15 protein-coding genes are annotated in these 20017 nt (G+C 68.7%); 11 read left to right on the forward strand and 4 right to left on the reverse strand.

The annotated features are described in order from the left end of the window. Position 1: 1 nt before the first annotated feature. From K3U93_RS02435 to K3U93_RS25340, 3 genes are read right to left on the reverse strand one after another with little or no spacing between them, the layout of a single operon-like run. On the reverse strand, positions 2-1063 hold the full coding sequence (locus tag K3U93_RS02435; protein WP_083010620.1) for an ABC transporter substrate-binding protein: 1062 nt from the start codon (positions 1061-1063) through the stop codon (positions 2-4). After that, positions 1060-2073, reverse strand: coding sequence for an LLM class flavin-dependent oxidoreductase (locus tag K3U93_RS02440; RefSeq protein WP_083010619.1), 1014 nt, complete (start codon positions 2071-2073; stop codon positions 1060-1062). Before K3U93_RS02440 ends, K3U93_RS02435 begins: the two co-directional genes overlap by 4 nt. Before the next feature lie 60 nt (positions 2074-2133). Continuing rightward, positions 2134-3873 carry a PPE family protein gene (locus tag K3U93_RS25340; RefSeq protein WP_083010618.1) on the reverse strand — a complete coding sequence of 580 codons (1740 nt, stop codon included), beginning with the start codon at positions 3871-3873 and terminating at the stop codon, positions 2134-2136. Positions 3874-4236: 363 nt separating this feature from the next. Between K3U93_RS25340 and K3U93_RS02450 the strand changes: the two genes are divergently transcribed. The 11 genes from K3U93_RS02450 (at position 4237) to eccE (ending at position 18807) form a co-directional block, all read left to right on the forward strand. Next, a complete protein-coding gene (locus K3U93_RS02450; RefSeq protein ID WP_071512191.1) occupies positions 4237-5145 on the forward strand; it encodes a class I SAM-dependent methyltransferase in 909 nt (302 codons plus the stop codon). A 340-nt stretch (positions 5146-5485) separates the two neighbouring features. Beyond that, complete coding sequence (gene eccA / locus K3U93_RS02455; protein WP_071512192.1) at positions 5486-7348, forward strand: type VII secretion AAA-ATPase EccA; 1863 nt, start codon at positions 5486-5488, stop codon at positions 7346-7348. Next, positions 7345-8973: a type VII secretion protein EccB gene (eccB, locus tag K3U93_RS02460; protein WP_071512193.1), complete on the forward strand. Its 1629-nt coding sequence runs from the start codon at positions 7345-7347 to the stop codon at positions 8971-8973. The genes eccA and eccB overlap by 4 nt, the downstream gene beginning before the upstream one ends. Continuing rightward, the gene (gene eccCa / locus K3U93_RS02465) at positions 8970-12962 is read left to right on the forward strand and encodes a type VII secretion protein EccCa (protein WP_220688576.1); all 3993 of its coding nucleotides are present in this window, start codon (positions 8970-8972) and stop codon (positions 12960-12962) included. The genes eccB and eccCa overlap by 4 nt, the downstream gene beginning before the upstream one ends. Positions 12963-12964: 2 nt before the next feature. After that, positions 12965-13273: a PE family protein gene (locus K3U93_RS02470; protein ID WP_071512195.1), complete on the forward strand. Its 309-nt coding sequence runs from the start codon at positions 12965-12967 to the stop codon at positions 13271-13273. Between the two features lie 115 nt (positions 13274-13388). Then, positions 13389-13682, forward strand: coding sequence for a type VII secretion protein EsxS (locus tag K3U93_RS02475; RefSeq protein ID WP_071512196.1), 294 nt, complete (start codon positions 13389-13391; stop codon positions 13680-13682). A gap of 32 nt (positions 13683-13714) precedes the next feature. Next, positions 13715-14005 carry a WXG100 family type VII secretion target gene (locus tag K3U93_RS02480; protein WP_071512197.1) on the forward strand — a complete coding sequence of 97 codons (291 nt, stop codon included), beginning with the start codon at positions 13715-13717 and terminating at the stop codon, positions 14003-14005. Positions 14006-14015: 10 nt separating this feature from the next. Beyond that, positions 14016-14894 (forward strand): ESX secretion-associated protein EspG, encoded by an 879-nt coding sequence (locus tag K3U93_RS02485; protein WP_071512198.1) that lies wholly within the window; start codon positions 14016-14018, stop codon positions 14892-14894. Between the two features lie 84 nt (positions 14895-14978). After that, entirely contained in the window at positions 14979-16394 is a 1416-nt protein-coding gene (eccD, locus tag K3U93_RS02490) for a type VII secretion integral membrane protein EccD (protein ID WP_139796959.1), read from the forward strand. Continuing rightward, positions 16394-17806: a type VII secretion-associated serine protease mycosin gene (gene mycP / locus K3U93_RS02495; protein ID WP_230981731.1), complete on the forward strand. Its 1413-nt coding sequence runs from the start codon at positions 16394-16396 to the stop codon at positions 17804-17806. The genes eccD and mycP overlap by 1 nt, the downstream gene beginning before the upstream one ends. Then, positions 17803-18807, forward strand: coding sequence for a type VII secretion protein EccE (gene eccE / locus K3U93_RS02500; RefSeq protein WP_083010614.1), 1005 nt, complete (start codon positions 17803-17805; stop codon positions 18805-18807). Before mycP ends, eccE begins: the two co-directional genes overlap by 4 nt. Here the strand turns inward: eccE and K3U93_RS02505 are convergent. Continuing rightward, complete coding sequence (locus K3U93_RS02505; RefSeq protein ID WP_083010701.1) at positions 18797-19987, reverse strand: alpha/beta hydrolase family protein; 1191 nt, start codon at positions 19985-19987, stop codon at positions 18797-18799. The two genes, eccE and K3U93_RS02505, sit on opposite strands and share 11 nt — an antisense overlap. Positions 19988-20017 lie beyond the last annotated feature (30 nt).

The following is a 20017-nucleotide window of genomic DNA, read 5'->3' on the forward strand; positions in this document are numbered from 1 at the left end:
ATCAACTGGCCAGCTGATCGATCTGTGTCGAGGTCAGCGGGTGACCGTAGAACAGCGTGTAGTAGTCCTGCATGGTGGTCGCCACGGCGGCCCGCGCCGTGGCGTCGTCGTTGTCCAGCAAAACCCCTTGCGTCCATGCCATTCCGAGGACGGCCTGCAGGCCGTCCAGACCGCCGTACCGCGGTGGCACGTAGACGCGGCCGTCCCGCACGGCCCTGATCGTCTGCCAGCGCGGGTCGTTCATGATCTTGGCCTTGGTGGCCGCCGACGCCACGATGACGACGTCGGGGTCCCATGCCACGACCTGTTCGATGCTCACCGGATTGTTTTCGGCGCGCGCATGGCCGGCGGGTAACGCGTCGCCGACATAGCTGCCGCCCGCCGTGGCGATCGTGGAACCGAAGACGGTGTCCTTGCCCGGGATGCCCAGAATGTCGCCGTTCTTGCCGGTGTACAGGACCTTCGGGCGTCGTCCGGCCGCGACGGCGGCGGCCTTGGCCTCGACCGATGCGATGGTGTGAGCCCAGAATCCGGCCATCCGATCGGCCCGATCGGCCCGGCCGACGATCTGGCCGATCAGGCGGATGGTGGTCTCATAGCTCGCCGTGGGGGCCTTCGACACGGCGAAAAAGGGGATCCCCGTTTGCGTCTCCTCGCGGTCGATGTTGGTGTCACCGGTCATGGTGATCACGACGTCGGGCCGCAGCTTGACCAACTGCTCGGCATCGAAGCCCTTGAAGTAGACGCCGGTGACCGGCAACGACTTGAGCGACGACATCTGCTCCGGCGTGAACCGCGCGTCGTCCGGCCTGAGCGACCGGGCGAACACGGTGTCGACGCTGACGATCTGTTGGGGCGCCAGCAGCTCGAGCAGCGTGGTCGGGATCGGATGCAATGCCAGCACGCGGTGAATGCCCTTGGGCACCTTCACGTTACGGCCCAACATGTCGGTGATGGTGATCGTCGGCGAACCGTTTCCGGTGGCCTCGGCGCCGGAACCCGAACACCCGGCCAGGCACGCCGCGGCGAGGACGGCCGCGAGCACCGTTGTGAAGCGCCTCATGATGCTTCCCGGTCGTGGTCGTCCGGCGAGGCGGCGAGGCGGGGCATGACTTCGGTCGCGAACAGCTCCAGCGATCCGTCCAGCAATTCCGCTGGCAGGAAACCGAAGAACGACGACAACAGGTTGACGCGGGTGAGCCCGTAGCGGTCACGAAGCTCGGCGATCCGGCCGGCGACGGTCTCGGGTCCGCCGACGATGGCGGTCTCGCGATAAAAGCGCTCCGGGTCGAGGTCCTCTTCGGTCGTGACGACGCCCCCCTTGCGGCGAAGGGCGATCCCGCGCAGCCGCTGCGCCTGCCGGACCACGACGGGCCAGGCGTCCTTGCGCGCCTGGCGGTCGGATTCGCCGACGTAGCAGAACCGTCCGACCGGCACCCCGGCGAGGTCACCGCCGTGCTCGGTGTAGGTGGTCAGGCAGCGGTGCAACGACGTCGGTGACTGAATGCCGTGCTGGATTATCGGATAGCCGCGCGCGGCGGCCCACGCCAGCGTCTGCGGGCTGTAGGCGCCGACGTAGATCGTCGGATGCGGTCGTTGCACCGGGACCGGCGACAGCGTGTACGAGACGCCGTCGACGACGAACGGCGTCCCCGACCAGTAGCCGACGATCCGGTCGAGGCATTGCTCCAGGTCGGGGTCGCGGCGCTCGTCGTAGCCGAACGGGATGCGGTAGCGGTCGCCGTTCGCCCGCGACACACCGAAATTCACCCGCCCGCCGGACAGCACGTCGAGCGTGGCGATCTCCTCGGCCAACCGCAGCGGATGATGCAGCGGCACCAGCAGCACCGAAAACCCAAGCCGCAGCCTGGTTGTCGCCGCGGCGACGGCGGCGGCCAGCACGATCGGCGACAGCACCGCCCGGGTGCGCGGACTGTCCGGCCGATGGAAATGCTCCTCGTTGAACCAAACGGACTCGAAACCCAGCTTCTCGACGCGACAGGCTTGCGCGACGGCGGCGTCGGCGCCATACGCCTCCAGACCGCCGAGGGTTCCCGAAAGTCCGAACCGCATGTGGCTCACTCGCCGCGGCGCGGCCGTGGTCCGAAAAGGCTGATGGTGGTCTCCAATCGACTACGGGTTGGGTTCGGCATCGTCAGCGGTGGTATTTCGGTCGCCCCAGGTGCCCGGCACCATCGGCACGGTCGGGCCACCGCCGAAGGTGTCACCGGCCAGGGTGCTCAGCCCGGCCGGGTGTTCCGCTCTCGGGTCAGCCCCGGCAACCCCCAGGGCTCCCGCGCCCCGATCCGAGGCCGCCACCGAGGCGACCAGTTGCTCGCTGGACTGATCGTCCAGGACCTGGTCTAGGTCGAGGTACTCATAGCGGCGGCCAAGCTGGTTGACATTGGCTCGACGGCGCCGTCGTCGCGCCGGCGGCGAGGCAGGCCGGGTAATGGCCGCCGCGGCCGGCATGCTCGAGGCGCTGCGATAGATCGGTTCGCGGGTTTTGGCTTGCGCGCTCGCCTGAGCCTCCGTTTCCGTGTAGCCCACCATGTAGCCGAAGCTTTCCGTGCCCGTGGCAATCGGCGGCGGAGCGCCGACGGGTGGCGGCGGCGGGGCGCCGGGGCCGGTAACCGCGTGGACCGGCGAGGTGACGGGGACGCCCGCCGGAGCAGCGGGCGGTGCGGGCGCGCTCACGACGTGGGCGATGGCGAGGGGCGGCGGGATCGCCGCCGGCACCGCCACCGCCGGCGCCATCGCCGCGGCCTGCTGGGCGAGGCCGGCCAGGCCCGCGAAGCCGGCGAGGCCGGAGAGGCCGGCCACGGGAGTGGCGAAAACAGGGACCGTAGCCGACGCGATCAACCCAGAATTAAGCCCCACGTTGATAATCTCGAGCACGTTGCTGATTCGCATACTTACGAATGAGAATACGATGGCCGCGGTCTCGAGTGAAAATATCTGATAGATATTTCCATGTGCAATCTCGCCGATATCTCCCGGCAGCAAGTCGACGAACGTGTAGTTGATGAAGAATAAAGCATTTCCCAGATCGTAGGCCAGCGGCTTCCCCGGTGTCAGCTGCCCACCGGCGAGCACATATTGATTGTAATAACCTTCGATGCTCGCCAATGCCTGGGAATTACTCACAGTCGGATATTGCGCCGTGAAAGGATCCTTCGGCGTCGGCAAGGTCCCGGTGTGCGTGTAGCCCAGGTATTGGGAGATGAGTTGATCCACGAAACGGTTCTCGGCCGTTTGAAATTGCACCAGCTGTGAATACAGGTACGTCTCGATGTTCGATTCCAAGTTGGACGTCGGATTGGACGCCGCGTCGGACTTCACGATTTGCGGCGCCGGGGTGGTCTGCGGCGCCGCGGCCACGGCCGCAGTCGAAGCCACCTGATACGTGCTCATCGTGGTGGCCGCCTGGATCCACATCCGCACATAGTCGGCTTCGTTGAGCGCGATCGGGATCGTATTGATGCCGAAGAAATTCGTCGCGAGCAGCACCGCGTGGATGGTGTGGTTGGCGGCCAGCTCCGCCAGCGTCGGCATGGCGGCCAGGGCCAAGGTGTAGGCCGTCGCGGCGGTCGCGTGCTGGGTGGCCATCACGGTGCTGTCGGCGCTGTTCCGCAACAACCACGCCACGTACGGCGCGTTGGCGGCCGCATACGATTCGGCGCTCGGGCCTTCCCACGCCCCGCTTTGCACCGCCACGACGAGCGCGCTGAGTTCGTCGGCCACCGCGGCGTATTCGATGCCCAGCGAGTTCCACGCCTCCGCGGCCGCCAGCAACGAACCCGGCCCCGGGCCGCTACTCAACAACGCCGAATGCACCTCGGGCGGAAACGCCATCCAGACCGGCGCCGTCATCGTCAGCCCAACGCGATCGGGTACCGTGCCGCCGTGCCATTCCGGGCGGAACCGTCGGGAATAACTCGCAACATTCCGGGCACTCCTTCCGAGTGGAACGGCACCGCCTCGGAGACCTCCTGAGAGGGGCGCGGCCGAGCGGGTGAACAGGGCCGCGGTCAAAGTCTACGACCGATGGGAGAACTCCACATGCGGCAAATAGCTGTGAATCTGCTCCGTATTTACGGTCAGAAATAGACAAGTGATTCCGTATCTGCGTATTGCCGATCCGGCCGGGAGGCTTCCGTCGAGGCCCGATGGCCGGCCGGTGCCGGACACCGCCGGGGGCGGGGCGCCGCCGCCCGTCGGCGTACTGTCGGTCGGATGCGTAGCGAAGGTGATACCTGGGACATCACAACGAGCGTCGGTTCGACCGCGTTGTTCGTCGCGACGGCGCGGGCGCTGGAGGCGCAGAAGCCCGATCCCCTGGCGGTCGACCCCTATGCGGAGCTGTTCTGCCGCGCCGTCGGCGGTCCCGCGGCCGACGTCCTCGACGGCAAAGCCCCCGACCACCAGCTGAAGACCGCCGACTTCGGCGAGCACTTCGTCGATTTCCAGGGCGCCCGCACCAGGTACTTCGACGAGTATTTCCGCCGGGCCGCGGACGCCGGGGTGCGCCAGGTGGTCATCTTGGCGGCGGGGCTGGACTCCCGCGCCTACCGGCTGGACTGGCCCGCCGCGACCATAATCTTCGAGCTGGACCAGCCGCAGGTCCTCGACTTCAAGCGCGAGGTGCTCACCGCTCACGGCGCTCAGCCCCGCGCCGAGCGCCGCGAAATCGCCGTCGACCTGCGCGAGGATTGGCCGAAAGCCTTGCGGGACAGCGGATTTGATCCCGCTAAGCCGTCGGCCTGGATCGTCGAAGGGCTGCTGATCTATCTGCCGGCCGACGCCCAGGAGCAGCTCTTCACCGGCATCGACGGCCTGGCCGCACCGGGCAGCCACGTCGCCGTCGAGGACGGCACCCCGCTGGACTCCGACGAGTTCGAGGCCAAGGTCGAAGAAGAACGCGTCGCGCTCGCCGAGGGCACCGAGCAGCGGCCGTTCTATCAGTTGGTCTACAACCAGCGGTGCGCGCCGGCCACCGAATGGTTCGGCAGCCGGGGCTGGAACGCGGTCGGCACCCCGCTGACCGATTACCTGCGCACGTTCGGCCGGCCGGTGCCCGGACCCGAAACCGACGCCGGGTCGATGCTCGCCCGCAACACCCTCGTCAGCGCCGTCAAGACCTGATCGGGAACTTTCCCGGGCCGTCGGCCGACTAGTAGCTGTGCCTGGACCCGTGCGTGCCGGCGCCGCTCGGCGGCGGTGCCGCGGCCCCGCCCGGACGGTAATCGGCCCAGTGGGATTTAATCGGTATTGATAATGAAAATGATTTTCAGTAAGCTGCATGCCTGGGCGGAACCCGCCGAAAATGCGGATGATGTGCGCCCAAAACGTCCTCATTAGCGCCACCGAAGGAGGAGCATGGTTGTGAGTCGGAAGACTCCAGACACCTCGACAACCAGCTTAGGCAATGCTAACTTCGGGCAGGTTAGGTCAGGGGATACGACGTACGGGAGAAGAAGCGGCCGTGGAACGCGGTGAGACCGGCGTGCTCGCAGTTCAGCCCGCCAATTTCCGGTCAGATGGCAGGGTCGACGGCGATGTGGTCAGCCGGTTCGCCACGTGTTGCCGCGCGCTCGGCATCGTGGTCTATGAGCGTCAGCGCCCGGCCGACCTGGCCGCGGCCCGCTCCGGTTTCACGGCACTCACCCGCGTCGCACACGACCAGTGCGACGCGTGGACGGGGCTGGCCGCCGCCGGCGACGTCTCCCTCCGGGTGCTTGAGGCCATTTCGCGCACCGCGGCCACGGCGGGCACGTTGCAGCGTCAGGTGGAGCTGGCGCCCGGCGCCCTGGGTTTCCGCTACGACACCGGGCTGTACCTGCAGTTCCGCGCGACCACACCGGACGATTTCCACCTCGCCTACGCGGCGGCGCTCGCCTCAACGGGGGAGGCCGAACGGTTGGCCGACGCTCATCGGATCGTCGCCGGCCTCACCGAACGCCGCCCGAGCTGGCGCGAGGCCCGCTGGGTCGCCGTCGTCATCAACTACCGCGCCGAGCGCTGGTCGGACGTCGTCAAGCTGTTGACGCCGATCGTCAACGACGCCGACCTCGACGAGGCTTTTGCGCACGCGGCCAAGATCACCCTCGGCATCGCGCTGGCCCGGCTGGGCATGTTCGCCCCCGCGTTGTCCTATCTCGAGGAGCCCGACGGCCCCGTCGCGGTGGCGGCGGTCGACGGCGCACTGGCCAAGGCGCTCGTGCTGCGTGCGCACGTCGACGAGGAGTCGGCAAGCGAGGTGCTGCAGGATCTGTATGCGGCTCACCCCGAGAACGAACAGATCCAACAGGCGTTGTCCGACACCAGCTTTGGGATCGTCACCACCACGGCGGCCCGGATCGACGCGCGCACCGATCCCTGGGACCCCGGCACCGAGCCCAACGCGGAAGACTTCGTCGACCCGGCAGCCCACGAGCGCAAGGCCGCGCTGTTGCAGGAGGCCGAACGCCAGCTCGCCGAATTCATCGGGCTGGAGGAGGTCAAAAACCAGGTTTCCCGGCTGAAGAGTTCGGTGGCCATGGAGCTGGTGCGCAAGCAGCGCGGGCTCACGGTCGCTCAGCGCACCCACCACCTGGTCTTCGCCGGTCCACCCGGGACCGGTAAGACCACCATCGCCCGCGTGGTCGCCAAGATCTATTGCGGCCTGGGCCTTTTGAAGCGGGAGAACATCAGGGAGGTGCACCGCGCCGACCTCATCGGTCAGCACATCGGCGAGACCGAGGCCAAGACCAACGCGATCATCGACAGCGCACTGGACGGAGTGCTGTTCCTCGACGAGGCCTACGCCCTGGTGGCCACCGGCGCCAAGAACGACTTCGGGCTGGTGGCAATCGATACCCTGTTGGCCCGCATGGAAAACGACCGCGACCGGTTGGTGGTGATCATCGCCGGCTACCGGGCGGACCTGGACAAGTTCCTGGATACCAACGAGGGCTTGCGGTCCCGGTTCACCCGCAACATCGACTTCCCGTCCTACACGCCGGGCGAGTTGGTGGAGATCGCGCACAAGATGGCCGAGCAACGCGACAGCGTCTTCGAACCCGCCGCGCTCGAGCATATGGAGGCCTTGTTCTCGAAATTGGCCTCGGAGTCGACACCCGATGCCAATGGAATCGCGCGGCGCAGCCTCGACATCGCCGGCAACGGCCGGTTTGTCCGCAACATCGTCGAACGCTCCGAGGAAGAACGCGAATTCCGCCTCGACCACTCTGAGCACGCCGGGACCGGGGAATTCACTGACGAGGAGCTGATGACGATCACCGATCAGGACGTCGAGAAGTCGGTAGAGCCGCTGCTGCGCGGCCTCGGGCTGTCGGTGCCGGCATGACCAGTAATGAGCCGGACCGCGAAAGGGACGGAGCGCGGCGTTCGTTCGCCTCACGAACCCCGGTCGACGACAACCCCGACAAGGTTGAGTATCGCCGTGGTTTCGTCACCCGCCATCAGGTGAGCGGCTGGCGCTTCGTGATGCGCCGGATCGCGTCCGGAATCGCCCTGCACGACACCAGGATGCTCGTCGACCCGCTGCGCACCCAGTCGCGCGCGGTGCTGATGGGCGTGCTCCTGCTGATCACCGGCTTGGCGGGCTGCTTCGTATTCTCGCTGATTCGGCCCAGCGGGTCGGCGGGCAACAATCCCGTGCTCGCCGACCGGTCGACCGCCGCGCTGTACGTGCGGCTCGGCGACGACCTGCACCCGGTGCTCAACCTGACCTCCGCCCGGCTGATCGTCGGCCGGCCGGTCAACCCCACCACGGTGAAAAGCAGTGAGCTGGACCGGTTTCCGCGCGGCAACCTGATCGGCATTCCGGGTGCGCCGGAACGCATGGTGCAGAACACCTCGCACGACGCGAACTGGACGGTGTGCGACGCCGTCAGCGGAACTTCGCACGCTGCCCACAGCACGGGCGTCACGGTGATCGCGGGGACGCCGGACGGCCGCGGCGCGCGCGCGGCCGCGCTCGGATCCGGGCAGGCGGTCCTGGTCGACAACGGCACCGGCACCTGGCTGCTGTGGGACGGCAAGCGCAGCCAGATCAACCTGTCCGACCATGCGGTGACGAACGCGCTGGGCTTGGGTCTGGGAGCCGCCGACGGGCCCACGCCACGGCCCATCGCGCAGGGGCTGTTCAACGCGATACCGGAATCGCCGCCGCTGGACGCGCCGGCCATCCCGGACGCCGGCGCCCCAGCGAATTTCGGTGCGCCGGGGCCGATCGGAGCGGTGGTGGCGTCGTACGCCCTGAAAGAGTTGGACCAGGGCTCGTCGGGCGCCGTGCGTTACTACGCGGTGTTACCGGACGGCCTGCAGCCCATCTCCCCGGTGCTTGCGGCGATCCTGCGCAACGCCAATTCCTATGGCCTGGACCAACCTCCGCGGCTGGGCGCCGACGGAGTGGCCAAGCTGCCGGTGTCGCGGATGCTGGACACCGCCCGCTACCCGGACCGGCAGATCACCCTCGTCGACGCGGCCAAAGCCCCCGTCACCTGTGCGTACTGGAACAAGCCCGCCGGGGCCGCCACCAGCTCGCTGAGCCTGCTGGCCGGCTCGGCGCTGCCGGTGCCCGATTCGATCCGCACCGTCGACCTGATCGGCGGCGGCTCCGCCGGAAATGGGTCGACGGCCACCCGCGTCGCGCTGCCGCCGGGCACCGGCTACTTCACCCAGACCGTGGGTGGCGGTCCGGCGGCGCCGGCCACCGGGTCGCTGTTCTGGGTCTCCGACACCGGAGTGCGCTACGGCATCGACAACGAGTCCGATAGCGGAGGACGCGGGAAAACCGTTGAGGCCCTTGGCCTTAGCACACCCCCAGTCGGAATCCCGTGGTCGGTGCTGTCGCTGTTCGCGCCCGGCCCGACGCTGTCGCGCGCCGACGCGCTGCTCGCCCACGACGGCTTGGCGCCCGACGCCAAGCCCGGTCGCCCGGTATCGGCCGAAGGAGCCCCCCGATGAGCCGGCTGATCTTCGAAGCCCGCCGGCGGCTGCCGCCGCCCAGCACCCGCAAAGGCACCATCGCCATCGAGGCGCCGCCGGAGCTGCCCCGGGTGATCCCGCCGTCGCTGCTGCGGCGCGCGATGCCCTACCTGATCGTGATCCTGATCGTCGGCATGATCATCGCGCTGGTCGCCACCGGCATGCGGCTGATCTCCCCGCAGACGTTGTTCTTCCCGTTCGTGCTGCTGCTGGCGGCAACCGCGCTCTATCGCGGCAACGACAACAAGATGCGCACCGAGGAGGTCGACGCCGAACGGGCCGACTACCTGCGCTACCTGTCGGTGGTGCGGGACAACATCCGGAACCAGGCCGCCCAGCAGCGCGCGGCCGCGCAATGGTCCCATCCCGACCCGACGGCGCTGGCCGCGGTGCCCGGCTCCCGCCGCCAGTGGGAGCGTGACCCGCACGACCCCGACTTCCTGGTGTTGCGGGCCGGCCGCCACCAGGTGCCCCTGGACACCGCGCTGCGGGTCAAAGACACCGCGGACGAGATCGACCTGGAACCGGTGTCGCACAGCGCATTACGCAGCCTGCTCGACACCCAGCGCACCGTCCGTGACGTGCCCACCGGAATCGACCTGACCAAGGTTTCGCGGATCACCGTCCTGGGTGAGGCGGCGCAGGTGCGGGCGGCGTTGCGCGCCTGGATCGCTCAGGCGGTGACGTGGCACGACCCGACCGTTCTCGGGGTGGCGCTGGCCACTCGCGACCTGGAGAGCCGCGATTGGTCGTGGCTGAAGTGGTTGCCGCACGTGGACATTCCCGGCGAACTCGACGGTGTCGGCCCGGCGCGGTACCTGTCGACCGACCCCGACGAGCTGGTCTCGCTGCTGGGCTCCGCCCTCGTCGACCGCTCGGCGTTCAACGGTGAGCCGCCGGATGCGCTGCGGCACCTGCTGGTCGTCGTCGACGACCCCGACTACGACGTGAACGCCTCGGCGCTGGCGGCGGGCCGGGCGGGGGTCACCGTCGTGCACACCACCGCCACACCGCCACACCGCGAACAGTATTCGGATCCCGAAAAGCCGATCCTGCGGATCAGCGGGGGGGCCATCGAGCGCTGGCAGACCGGCGGCTGGCAGCCCTACATCGACAGCGCCGACCAACTCGGCGTCGACGACGCCGCCGCCCATCTGGCCCGTGAGCTCTCGCGCTGGGACTCCAACCCGACCCACACCGGGTTGCGCTCGGCGGCCACCCGCGGCGCCACGTTCACCACATTGCTGGGTATCCCGGACGCGTCGCAACTGGATGTGCCGGCGCTGTGGGCGCCGCGCCGCCGCGACGACGAGTTGCGGGTTCCGATCGGTGTCACCGCGACCGGTGAGCCGCTGATCTTCGACCTCAAGGACGAGGCCGAGGGCGGCATGGGTCCCCACGGCCTGATGATCGGCATGACCGGCTCGGGTAAGTCGCAGACCCTGATGTCGATCCTGTTGTCGCTGTTGACAACCCACTCGGCGGACCGGCTGATCGTCATCTACGCCGACTTCAAGGGCGAGGCCGGCGCCGACAGCTTCCGGGACTTCCCACAAGTGGTCGCGGTGATCTCCAACATGGCCGAGAAGAAGTCGCTGGCCGACCGGTTCGCCGACACGCTGCGCGGCGAGGTGGCCCGTCGCGAGGCGCTGCTGCGCGAGGCCGGCCGCCGCGTTCAGGGCAGCGCGTTCAATTCGGTGACCGAGTACGAGGCCGCCCGGGAATCGGGAGCGGCCGGCGCGGTCGATCTGCCGCCGATCCCGACGCTGTTCGTGGTCGCCGACGAGTTCACCCTGATGCTGGCCGACCACCCCGAGTACGCGGAGCTGTTTGACTACGTGGCCCGTAAGGGCCGTTCGTCGCGCATCCACATCCTGTTCGCGTCCCAGACGCTGGATGTGGGCAAGATCAAGGACATCGATAAGAACACCTCGTACCGCATCGGGCTGAAGGTGGCCAGTCCCAGCGTTTCTCGCCAGATCATTGGCGTGGAGGACGCCTATCACATCGAGTCCGGCAAGGAGCACAAGGGCGTGGCCTTCCTGGTGCCCGCCCCCGGCGCGACCCCGATCAAGTTCCGCAGCACCTATGTCGACGGCATCTACGAGCCGCCGCAAACCACGAAATCCTTTGTGGTGCAATCAACTCCAGAGCCAAAGTTATTCATGGCCGAGAGGGTCGAGCCGGATCAGGGCACGGTGATCTCCGTCGGTGAGGACGAGGAAACGGCCGGACCGCCGCGCAAGCTGATCGCGACCATCGGCGAACAGTTGGCGCGCTACGGTCCGCGGGCACCGCAGTTGTGGCTGCCGCCGCTGGACGAACCGATCGCGTTGAGCGCGGTGCTGGCTCGCGCCGGGGTGCCGCAACGACAGTGGCGGTGGCCGCTCGGCGAGATCGACAAACCGTTCGAGATGCGCCGCGATCCGCTGATCTTCGACGCCACCTCGGCGGATGGGAACGTGGTGATCCACGGCGGCGCCAAGTCGGGTAAATCGACTGCGCTGCAAACGTTCATCTTGTCGGCGGCCAACCTGCACTCGCCGCGGGACGTCACGTTCTACTGCCTGGACTACGGCGGCGGACAGCTGCGGGCGCTGGAAGGCCTGGCGCACGTCGGCAGCGTCGCCTCGGCGCTGGAACCCGAACGCATCCGCCGCACCTTCGGCGAGCTCGAGCAGCTGCTGCTGTCCCGCCAGCAGCGCGGGGCGTTCCGGGACAAGCACGATTCGGCCGCCGCCGACGGTTACGGCGAGGTGTTCCTGGTCATTGACAACCTCTACGCGTTCGGTCGGGACAACACCGACCAGTTCAACACCCGTAACCCGTTGCTGGCCAAGGTGACCGAACTGGTGAACGTCGGTCTGGCCTACGGCATCCACGTGATCATCACCACCCCCAGCTGGCTGGAGGTGCCGCTGGCCATGCGCGACGGCCTCGGGCTGCGGCTCGAGCTCAGGCTGCACGACCCGCGGGACAGCAACGTGCGGTTGGTCGGCGCCCTGCGCCGGCCCGCCGAATCCGTGCCGCACGACCAGCCGGGCCGCGGATTGACCATGGCCGCCGAGCATTTCCTGTTCGCCGCTCCCGAACTGGACCAGCTGGCCGCGATCAACGCCCACTACCCCGGCGTGGCCGCGCCGCCGGTTCGGCTGCTGCCCACCAACCTCTCGCCCGACGCGGTGGGGGCGCTGTATCGGGGCCCCGACCGGGTGGCCATCGGCCAGCGGGAAGAGGACCTCGCACCGGTTGTCCTCGACCTCGCCGAGAACCCGTTGTTGATGGTGTTCGGCGACAGCAAGTCCGGTAAGACCACGCTGCTGCGCCATATCATCCGCACCATCCGTGAACACTCCACCGCGGACCGGGTGGCCTTCACCGTGCTGGACCGGCGGCTGCACCTCGTCGACGAACCGCTGTTCCCCGACAACGAATACACGGCCAACATCGACCGGGTCATCCCGGCGATGCAGGGGCTCGCCAACCTCATCGAGTCGCGGCGACCACCCGCGGGCTTGTCGGCGGCCGAGCTGTCCGGCTGGACCTATCGGGGCCACACCCACTACCTGATCATCGACGACGTCGACCAAATACCGGATTCGCCGGCGATGACCGGCCCCTATATCGGACAGCGGCCATGGACTCCGCTGATCGGGCTGCTGGCGCAGGCCGGCGATCTGGGGCTGCGGGTGATCGTCACGGCGCGGGCCACCGGATCGGGGCACACGCTGATGACGAGCCCGTTGCTACGCCGCTTCAACGACTTGCAGGCGACCACGTTGATGCTTTCGGGCAATCCGCAAGACAGCGGCAAGATCCGGGGCCAACGGTTTGGCCGGTTGCCCGCCGGACGGGCGATCCTGTTGAGCGACAGCGATATTCCGACGTACGTGCAGTTGGTCAACCCGTTGATTGGGGAGACCGTGATGGTTAGTGAACTGGGAACAGAAGGATTACACGAGGAGTAGCCATGACGTTGCGAGTGGTTCCCGAGGGCCTGGCCGCGACCAGCGCGGCGGTGGAGGCGCTGACGGCGCGGCTGGCGGCCGCGCACGCGGCGGCGGCTCCGGCGATTACCGCGGTGGTGCCCCCGGCGGCGGATCCGGTGTCGCTGCAGACGGCCGCCGGGTTCAGCGTCCAGGGCCAGGAGCACGCCGCGATTGCGGCCCAGGGTGTCGAAGAACTCGGCCGCGCCGGTGTCGGCGTGGGCCAATCCGGCGCGAGCTACCTCGCGGGTGACACCGCCGCGGCCGCTTCGTACGGTGCGGCGGGCGCCTGACAATGGCGGCGCCCGAAGTGTATTCACGGAGAGGGGCCCAGACAATCGACGAGCCAGTGAGCAACACCGAAGTCAGTAACCGGACCCGGAGTGACCGAAGAGAAGGGAAAACACGATGAGTTTGTTGGACGCTCATATTCCGCAGTTGGTGGCTGCGCAGTCGGCGTTTAGCGCTAAGGCGGCGTTGATGCGCAGCACCATCAGCCAGGCCGAGCAGGAAGCGGTGTCGGCGCAGGCATTTCATGTCGGGGAGGCCTCGGCGGCGTTTCAGGCCGCGCATGCCCGGTTCGTAGAGGTCGCGGCTCGGGTCAACACCTTGCTGGACATCGCGCAGATCAATCTCGGGGACGCGGCCGGCACGTATGTGGCCGCCGATGCCGCGGCCGCGTCGGGCTACACGGCGTTTTAACCGGACTTCCGTTAACGGCGAAAGGATTTGTGATGTCGCAGATTATGTACAACTATCCGGCGATGTTGAGCCATGCCGCGGACATGTCGGGCTATGCCGGCACGTTGCAGGGGCTGGGCGCCGACATCGCCAGCGAGCAGGCGGCGCTGTCGAACGCCTGGCAGGGTGACACCGGGATGACCTATCAGGTGTGGCAGGCGCAGTGGAACCAGGCGATGGAAGCGCTGGTGCGGGCCTATCAGTCGATGGCCAGCACGCACGAGGCCAACACCTTGGCCATGTTCGCCCGCGACACGGCCGAAGCCGCCAAGTGGGGCGGCTAGTCCAGCCCAGATGAGCGTCAAACCCAACGCAGTCGAGCTGACGGTCGATCAGGCGTGGTTCATCGCGGAAACCATTGGAGCGGGCAGCTTCCCGTGGGTGCTGGCGATCACCATGCCCTATTGCGATGCCGCGCAACGCGGTGCGTTCCTCGAGCGTCAGAAGGCCGAACTGAGCCGGATGGGTTTGGTGTCCGAAGACGGCCGCGTCAACCCCGCGGTCGCCGACTGGATCAGAGCGGTGTGCTTCCCGGACCGGTGGCTCGACCTGCGCTACGTGGGGCCCACTAAAAACACCGGTGCCGGCGAGCTGCTGCGCGGCGTGGTCGCGCAGCGCGGTGGTACCGCCGGCGGGTCTCCGAAGACGGTGGTGGCCCTGCGCAGCGCGCAGTTGATCACGCTCACCGCCATGGACATCGACGGCCCCCTGGCGCTGGTTCCGGTCCTCGGTGTGGGGCTGGCGCAGCGGCCGCCGGCGCGATTCGACGAGTTCGGCATGCCGATGCGCGTCGGGGCCCGGGCCGACGAGCGGCTGCGGTCGGGCGCCTCGCTATCCGAAGTCGTTGGCTACCTGGGTATCCCGGCATCCGCGCGGCCGGTGGTGGAGTCGGTGTTCACCGGACCGCGCAGCTACGTCGAAATCGTCGCCGGCTGCCGCCGCGACGGGCGGCAGGCCACCACCGAGGTCGGGATGAGCATTGTCGACACCACCGCGGGCCGCGTGCTGGTCAGCCCGTCCCGCGCCTTCGACGGCGAGTGGGTGTCGACCTTCAGCCCCGGCACCCCCTTCGCGATCGCCGTCGCGATCGAACAGCTGACCGACTTGTTGCCCGACGGCCACTGGTTCCCCGGCCAGCGGCTGGCCCGAGATTTCTCTGTTCAACACGCATAACCCAGATAGCAGACAGAAAGAGAGCACGATGTACCGCAAACGGCACGAGCAGCCTTCGAGGGTCCGGTGACGTCGGGCACCGTCATGCCGATCGTCCGCGTGGCCATCCTCGCGGACAGCAGGCTGACGGAGCTGGCGCTGCCGGCCGAGTTGCCGCTGCGCGAAATCCTGCCCGCGGTACAGCGTTTGGTTGTTCCCGCGGCGACCAACGGTGACGCGGCGAACTCCCCGGACACCCTTGCCGCCGGCGCGGCTTCCCATTTGAGCCTGGCACCCATCGGCGGGGCGCCGTTCAGCCTGGACGCCAGCCTGGACACCGTCGGTGTCGTGGACGGTGATCTGCTGGCGCTACAGCCGGTGCCCATCGGCCCGGCCGCGCCGGGCATCGTCGAGGACATCGCCGACGCCGCCATGATCTTCTCGACCTCCCGGTTGAAGCCTTGGGGGACAAGGCATATCCAGCGCGGGGCGCTGGCCGCGGCGATCGCCGTGGTATTCCTGGCGACTGGCCTGGGCGTCACGTACCGGGCGGCCGCCGGCGCGCCGGCCGGGCTGATCGCGGTCGCCGTGATCGCGGCGCTGACCGCGTTGGCGGGATTGCTGATTACCCTCCGCTCGGCTCGCACGAGCAGGGCGCTGTCGGTCGCGGCGCTGGTGCCCATCGGCGCCGCCTTGGCGCTGGCGGTGCCGGGGAGATTCGGGCCGGCGCAACTGACGCTGGCCGCGGCCGGTGTCACCGCGTGGTCGCTGATCGTGCTTTTGCTGCCCAGCGCCGAGCGTGAGCGCATCGTCGGGTTTTTCACCGCGACCGCGGTGACCGGCGCGGGGGTGTTGCTGGCCGCCGGTGCCGAACTCATCTGGCGGCTACCGATATTGAGCATCGGCTGTGGGCTGATCGTGGCGGCCCTGCTGGTCAGCGTCGAGGCGCCGCAATTGTCGGCGCTGTGGGCGCGCTTCCCGTTGCCGGTGATTCCGGCGCCCGGCGACCCGACCCCGTCGGCGCCGTCGTTGCGGGTGCTGGAGGACTTGCCGCGGCGGGTGCGGATCGGCGACGCCCATCAGAACGGATTCATCGCCGGCGCGGTGCTGCTCAGCCTCCTGGGATCGGTGGCGATCGCGCTGCGTCCCGAGGCGCTGAGCGCCTGGGGGTGGTACGTGGTGGCGGCGACCGCGGCCGCGTCGATCCTGCGCGCGCGGGTGTGGGATTCGGCCGCGTGCAAGGCCTGGCTGCTCGCGCAGCCCTACCTGGTCGCGGGTGTCCTGCTGGTGATCTACACGGCGACGGGACGTTACGCCGCCGCCCTCGGCGCGGTCCTGGTGTTAGCGGCGCTGGTATTGGTCTGGGTCGTGGTGGCGCTGAACCCGCGCATCGCCTCGCCGGAAAGTTATTCGCTGCCGCTGCGGCGGCTGCTGGGCTTTGTCGCGGCCGGCCTCGACGCTTCGCTGATCCCCGTCATGGCGTACCTGGTCGGCCTGTTCACCTGGGTAATCAATCGATGATGAGGGCCGGACCTCAAGCCGGGTTAGCCTGCCTTACAGCGGTTTTCGCGGCTGTGGTGTGGACCTGTCCGCCGGCGCTCGCGATCGATGAGCCGAAGGTGGACCCGGGTGTGCCGCCGCCCAGCGGAACCCCGGGGCCCGGGCAGCCGATGGAGCAGCGCGGTCCGTGCAGCACCTCCGGGGTCATCCCGGGCAGCGATCCCGGTGCGGTGACGCCCGGCCAGGCGGCGCTGAATCTTCCTGCGGCGTGGCAGTTTTCCCGCGGCGACGGCCAACTGGTGGCGGTCATCGACACCGGGGTGCGGCCAGGTCCGCGGCTGCCCAACGTCGACCCCGGCGGCGATTTCGTCGAGACGACCGACGGCCTGACCGACTGCGACGGGCACGGCACCCTGGTTGCCGGGATCATCGCCGGCCAGCCGGCGCCGGCCGGCGAGGACGGTTTCTCGGGGGTCGCGCCCGCGGCGCGGGTGTTGTCGATCCGGGTGACGTCGGCGAAGTTCTCGCCGCGGACGCCGGGCGGGGATCCGCTGCTGGCGCGGGCGGCCCTCGACGTCGCGACGCTGGGCCGGGCGATCGTGCATGCGGCCGACCTCGGCGCCCGAGTGATCAGCATCTCCGCCATCACCTGCCTGCCCGCCGACCGGACGGTCGACCAGGCCGCACTGGGCGCCGCGATCCGGTATGCGGCCGTCGACAAGGACGCGGTGATCGTGGCCGCCGCGGGCAATTCCGGGTCGACCGGATCGGTCGCCGGCGGAACGTCGTGCGACTCCAATCCGCTCACCGACCTGAGCCGTCCGGGCGACCCGCGCAACTGGGCCGGCGTGAAGTCGGTGTCCATCCCGTCGTGGTGGCAGCCGTACGTGCTGTCGGCGGCTTCCCTGACGCCGGACGGGCAGCCGTCGAAATTCACCATGGCCGGGCCGTGGGTGGGCATCGCGGCACCCGGCGAAGACATTGTGTCGGTGAGCAATCGTGACGGTGGCGGTCTGGCTAATGGCCTGCCCAACGACCACCAGCAACTGGTCGCGCTGAGCGGTACCAGCTACGCGGCCGGCTACGTGTCGGGCGTCGCCGCGCTGGTCCGCAGCAAGTATCCCGAACTGACCGCCACGCAGGTGATGCGGCGCATCACCGCCACCGCGCACAACGGCGCCCGGACGCCCTCCAACGTCGTCGGCGCCGGCAGCGTCGACCCCGTGGCGGCGCTGACATGGGAGTTGCCCGCCGGCAACCAATCTGGCGCGGCACCGGTGAAGCCGGTCGCCGCCCCGCCGGCACCGGCGCCGAAGGACACCAAGCCGCGGACCGTCGCGTTCGCCGGAACCGCCGCGCTGGCTTTGGTCGTCGCGGCCGTCGCCGCGATCACCGCGATCACCGCGCGCCGACGGAAGGAGACCACCCTATGAGCCTGCATCGCTCGATACCGATCCCGGGCAGCGGCCGAATCACACTGGCGCTGCTGGCCATAGTGCCCGCCGTGATGGCCTACCCCTGGCGGTCGCCGCGCGACTACTGGTTGCTGGGCATCGCCGCCGCCGTCGTGATCGTGCTGTTCGGCCGGTGGCGCGGCCTGTATTTCACCACGATCCTGCGCCGCCGCTGGGCGCTGGCCGGCCGCACCGTAAACCCAACGGGCGCATCGGCACCCGAACCCGGTTCTGCCGGCAGGGCAACGGTGCTGCTGCGCGTCGGGCCGCCGGTGGGCGACTCGGACGTGCTTCCGCTGCCCCTGATCGCCGGGTATCTGGACCGCTACGGCGTCCGCGCCGACAAGATCCGAATCACCAGCCGCGACAATCCCTCCGACGTGTCGAGGCGGGAGACCTGGATCGGGCTCACGCTATCGGCCGAAGACAACCTGGCGGCGCTGCAGGCCCGCTCGTCGCGGATTCCGTTGCACGAGACCGCTCAGGTCGCGGCGCGCCGGCTGGCCGACCACCTCCGGGAGATCGGATGGGAAGTCAGCACGGTTGCGCCCGACGACGTCCCGCGATTGCTGGCGCCCAACGCCCGCGAAACGTGGCGGGGAGTGCGGCAGGGCACCTCGGATTACCTTGCGGCATACCAGGTTCGCGTGGAGGACGGGTTCCCCGAAACCCTGGACGCGGTCCTGTCGCATCCGGCGCGCGAGACCTACACGGCGCTGGAGATCGCCGGTGACGGAACCCACAACACCGTCGCGGCCGCGTGCGCGTTCCTCACCGAATCGCCGGTGGCGGCGGCGCTGTCCGGGCTGACCCCGCAACGCGGAAATCACGGGCCGGCGCTGGCGGCATTGGATCTGCTGTCCACGCAACGACTCGACGGGCACACCGATGAGCCCGCCGGCCTGCTGGCGCGGCTGGCCTGGCCGACTCCGGTGGCCGGCGCCCATCGGGCACCGCTGGCCGAGACCGCTAGAACATGACCTCGCGCAGGAACGGCGTCATCCGGCGCAGGTAATCCAGCTGGCTCACGTGCAGCACGTGACTACCGGGAAACCAGTGCAGCGCACAGCGATTCCAATGTTCCCAAAGCATGACGGCCTGCCCCGGCGGGGCCATCCGATCGCCGAGGCCGGTGATGATCATCCGGCGGTCCTTCGGCACCAGTGGCCGGTAGTTCAGGGGGCTGTGGTAGGACAGCCCGGCCGCTAGCTCGTCACGGCCGATCTTGGACAACCGCAGCCCCAGCCCGACGAGTTTGTTGGCCGGGAACCATTCGTCGAACATCGTCGCCGGGCTCACGACCGGGCAGTTGGGGATGACGGCCTCGATCCGGTCCTCGACCGAAGCCACCAGCGCGGCGGTGTAGCCGCCCAGCGATATGCCGGTCAGCGCGACGCGGTCGACGCCGGTGTGCCGCAAATGGTCGATGACGGACCGGAAGTCGTGCACGGCCTGGGCCATCGCCTCGGCGAAACCGGCGAGCCCGCCGGCGAAATAGCCGAAACCGCTGAACGGCGAGAACTTTTCGGCCCGCGGACCGTGGAACGGCAGCGTGTACATCAGGACGTCGTAGCCGGACCGGTAATACCACGGCAGCGTGAAGAACCGCCCGTTGGCCAGGTACGACGACCCCATGAAGCCGTGGATGACGCACAGTGTGGGGTGCGGTCCGTCGCTATGCCGCCAGTGCTGCGCGTGCACGATGTTGTTGGACCTCAACGAATCCCATCGCTCCCGCATAGCCGGGTTGATCGCCCTGAAGCTGCTGGGAAACGAGATGTTGTCCACCGTGCCGCCCGCGATCCACTCCGCGAGCCGATTGGCCGGCCGCGACGAAACCCGGGGCAGTTCGGTGGGCGCCGGAAACGACTTCGCCGGGTCGCGCTCGGCCGCCAGGTCGGCGTAGAAGCGCAGGTTGTCGCGCTCACCGCCGTACCGCACGGAGCCGGCGACGACCGCCGGCGTCACCGTCGTCGACAGCACCGACGCGACCGCGGTGCGCAGCGCGAGATCGGAGAGCGCGGCCGCTTCGACGACCAGTCGCTGACGGGGCGACAACGCCGAGCGCGGCGGCAGTCCCTCGGCACCGGCCGGTACGTCGGCGCCGGGAACATCCGGAACCGGAATCGGGGGATCGACTTGGTTCGCGTCGGGCGTCACAAACGCGATGCTAGCCTCCACTCGGTCGGC

It is taken from the genome of Mycobacterium malmoense (genome assembly GCF_019645855.1).
Lineage (GTDB): Bacteria > Actinomycetota > Actinomycetes > Mycobacteriales > Mycobacteriaceae > Mycobacterium > Mycobacterium malmoense.

Bases quoted from the DNA above. Each gene is read 5' to 3' on its own strand.
- K3U93_RS02485 (WP_071512198.1), top strand. From the start codon at position 14,016: ATGAGCGTCAAACCCAACGCAGTCGAGCTGACGGTCGATCAGGCGTGG.
- K3U93_RS02470 (WP_071512195.1), top strand. From the start codon at position 12,965: ATGACGTTGCGAGTGGTTCCCGAGGGCCTGGCCGCGACCAGCGCGGCG.
- eccCa (WP_220688576.1), top strand. From the start codon at position 8,970: ATGAGCCGGCTGATCTTCGAAGCCCGCCGGCGGCTGCCGCCGCCCAGC.
- K3U93_RS02475 (WP_071512196.1), top strand. From the start codon at position 13,389: ATGAGTTTGTTGGACGCTCATATTCCGCAGTTGGTGGCTGCGCAGTCG.
- K3U93_RS02450 (WP_071512191.1), top strand. From the start codon at position 4,237: ATGCGTAGCGAAGGTGATACCTGGGACATCACAACGAGCGTCGGTTCG.
- K3U93_RS02480 (WP_071512197.1), top strand. From the start codon at position 13,715: ATGTCGCAGATTATGTACAACTATCCGGCGATGTTGAGCCATGCCGCG.
- eccE (WP_083010614.1), top strand. From the start codon at position 17,803: ATGAGCCTGCATCGCTCGATACCGATCCCGGGCAGCGGCCGAATCACA.
- mycP (WP_230981731.1), top strand. From the start codon at position 16,394: ATGAGGGCCGGACCTCAAGCCGGGTTAGCCTGCCTTACAGCGGTTTTC.
- K3U93_RS25340 (WP_083010618.1), bottom strand. From the start codon at position 3,873: ATGACGGCGCCGGTCTGGATGGCGTTTCCGCCCGAGGTGCATTCGGCG.
- eccB (WP_071512193.1), top strand. From the start codon at position 7,345: ATGACCAGTAATGAGCCGGACCGCGAAAGGGACGGAGCGCGGCGTTCG.
- eccD (WP_139796959.1), top strand. From the start codon at position 14,979: ATGCCGATCGTCCGCGTGGCCATCCTCGCGGACAGCAGGCTGACGGAG.
- K3U93_RS02435 (WP_083010620.1), bottom strand. From the start codon at position 1,063: ATGAGGCGCTTCACAACGGTGCTCGCGGCCGTCCTCGCCGCGGCGTGC.
- K3U93_RS02440 (WP_083010619.1), bottom strand. From the start codon at position 2,073: ATGCGGTTCGGACTTTCGGGAACCCTCGGCGGTCTGGAGGCGTATGGC.